Here is a 2,425-nt window from a genome sequence, read left to right on the forward strand (position 1 = left end):
GTGCACGGCGATCGTCAGCAGGCGCTGCTGGCGCTGCTCGGCAATCCGTTAGTCGGTGATGTCGCAACCGCCGAAGCATTGCTGGAAGAAGTGCTGAACCTTAATAAGCCGTGGCTGCCGCAGTTCGCCACGCCATAATCCGTTGCGCCACCGAGCCAGAGGAACACTTATGTCTAATCGTACTTTTATAGACCGTTATGTCTTGCCCGTCGCACTGAAAATCGCCGGTCAGAAGCATGTGCTCTCCGTGCGTGACGGCATCATTCTCAACATGCCTTTTATGCTGATTGGCAGCTTCTTCCTGATCTTCGCCTATCTGCCGATTCCGGCGTGGGGCCATTTGATGGCGGATCTGTTTGGCGACACGTGGCGCAACAAACTGCTTTATCCGGTGCGCGCCACCTACGACATCATGGCGTTGATCTCCAGCTTCGGTATTGCCTACCGTTTGGCGGAGAAGTATCGCACGCTCGATCCGCTCACCAGCGGCGCGATGGCGTTAGTGGCATTTGTGATGACCATTCCACAACAGACGCTGTTTGCCCCGGTGGAAGGCGCGCCGACGCAGTTGGTCACCGGCGTATTGCCGATTTCGCTGATTGGCAGTCAGGGTTTGTTCGTGGCTATTGTGATTGCGCTGCTTTCCACTGAGATTTATCGCTTTGTGCACAACCGTAATCTGGTGATCAAGATGCCAGAAGGCGTGCCGCCCGCAGTGGCGAAATCTTTCCTCGCGCTGATACCCGGTTTCTGTGTGCTAGCGGTGGTGTTGATGCTTCGTCTGGCAGTTGAAGCCTCACCGTTCGGCGATATCAATAACCTGATTGCTACCGTCATTGGTCTGCCGATGCATCACGTCGGCGGCACGCTGCCCGGCATGATTTTCTCGGTGCTGCTGATTGGTATTCTCTGGACGCTTGGGCTGCACGGCGATGCGATTGTGCTGGTGTTTATTCAGCCGGTTTGGCTATCGAATATGAGTGAAAACCTTGAGGCGTTCCAGCATAACCAACCGATCCCGCACATCTTTACCCAGCAGTTTTACGATTTATGGATTGCGCCGGGCGGCACCGGCGCGCTGCTGGGATTGGTGATCTTTATGCTGATCCGCTCACGCAGTCGTCAAATGAAACAGCTCGGCAAAATTGCCGCTCCGGCGGCGCTGTTTAACATCAGCGAACCACTGGTGTTCGGCATCCCGCTGGTGATGAACCCGTATCTGTTCCTGCCTTTCATCCTGACGCCGGTGGTGTTGGTGATTGTGTCGTGGGCGGCAATGAGCACCGGTTTAGTGGCGCCGCCAGCAGGGATTGCGCTGCCATTTACGACACCTATTTTCGTTAGCGGTTATCTGGCAACCGGCGGGCACATTTCTGGCACCGTATTGCAGGTGGTAAATCTGACGATTTCTCTGGTGATTTACTATCCGTTTTTCCGCGTCTGGGATCGACTGAAGTTCCGCGAGGAAGAGGCGAGCCTGCAGCAAGCACAAGTGGTTAGCGAAGCGGTAACGCCTTGAATAAATAGGCAGAAGCGCATAAATGTGCGCTTCTGCATCCTGAAAAATCGTATCCATAATTGCACATTAGTCACCGGGCAGGACTAATTTACAATTTTCTTTGAGCTCTAACTATCACTCAACTGACTGTTATCGCTGATGTTATTTCAACTCTCTAAATTAAAAGCGTTTTTATCACAAGAAAATTCTGTACACGGATTACAGCTTTGTATACTTTTGTCGCCAAGCGGAGATGAGACAACTCTCCCCTCTAAAACCCGCGCTTTCAAACATTAACCTCAGCAGGCTCTCTTGATAGATATACTCTCTAAAATAAATACTATTCCCCATACATCAAATTCAAGCAATTTAGTTAGATCTTTAGTGGTCTCTCTTTTTAGACCATTCCATTAAAACATTTATTACTAAATATAATATTGGCACTACCGTTGCCAGGGGAAATGCATGCAAAAAATCAATATTAGCACCAACTTTATAGCCTATTTTAATTGTGACGCTGTGCAGCAAAAATCTGAGGCCGAAATACTGGGCTCAATCATCACCGCAATCATCGCGGACAAAAAAACCGTTACAAATAAGAGTATTATCGCCTATCTTCTGGCAGAGCTTGAGACCACCAATGATGCTGCATTCCAGGATTGCCTGCGAAATACGCTGCAAATCGTGCTGGGAAAGACGCCGGATGATGACGGGTTTTTAGGTTAAGAAAAGCCCCCATAAATAGGATTATCGGTTTTAAAATGGTTTTCAATTTCAAAAGTTCAGGATTTATCTGACAGTCTACTGCCATGCCAAATGCGTTATAATGACTGGACCGACCAGAATAATCTGGCACACAGATAAATCCATTAATAAGTGATATTTTATGAATTACAGCAATTTTTCAGCAAAAGTGAGTTTCTGGCC

At 49.0% G+C, this 2,425-nt stretch carries 2 protein-coding genes and 1 pseudogene; all 3 read left to right on the forward strand.

All coding sequences use genetic code 11. The features are described 5' to 3' along the window. A pseudogene (locus RTY00_RS23485) lies at positions 1 to 138 on the forward strand (6-phospho-beta-glucosidase); the annotation flags it as partial. Positions 139 to 169: 31 nt separating this feature from the next. Further along, the gene (gene celB / locus RTY00_RS23490; RefSeq protein WP_312666568.1) at positions 170 to 1,519 is read left to right on the forward strand and encodes a PTS cellobiose transporter subunit IIC; all 1,350 of its coding nucleotides are present in this window, start codon (positions 170 to 172) and stop codon (positions 1,517 to 1,519) included. Positions 1,520 to 1,963: 444 nt separating this feature from the next. Further along, positions 1,964 to 2,224, forward strand: coding sequence for a biofilm/acid-resistance regulator YmgB/AriR (locus RTY00_RS23495; RefSeq protein WP_312666569.1), 261 nt, complete (start codon positions 1,964 to 1,966; stop codon positions 2,222 to 2,224). Positions 2,225 to 2,425: the final 201 nt, after the last annotated feature.

The sequence above is a fragment of the Pantoea sp. CTOTU49201 genome, from assembly GCF_032054795.1.
Classification (GTDB): Bacteria; Pseudomonadota; Gammaproteobacteria; order Enterobacterales; family Enterobacteriaceae; genus Pantoea; species Pantoea symbiotica.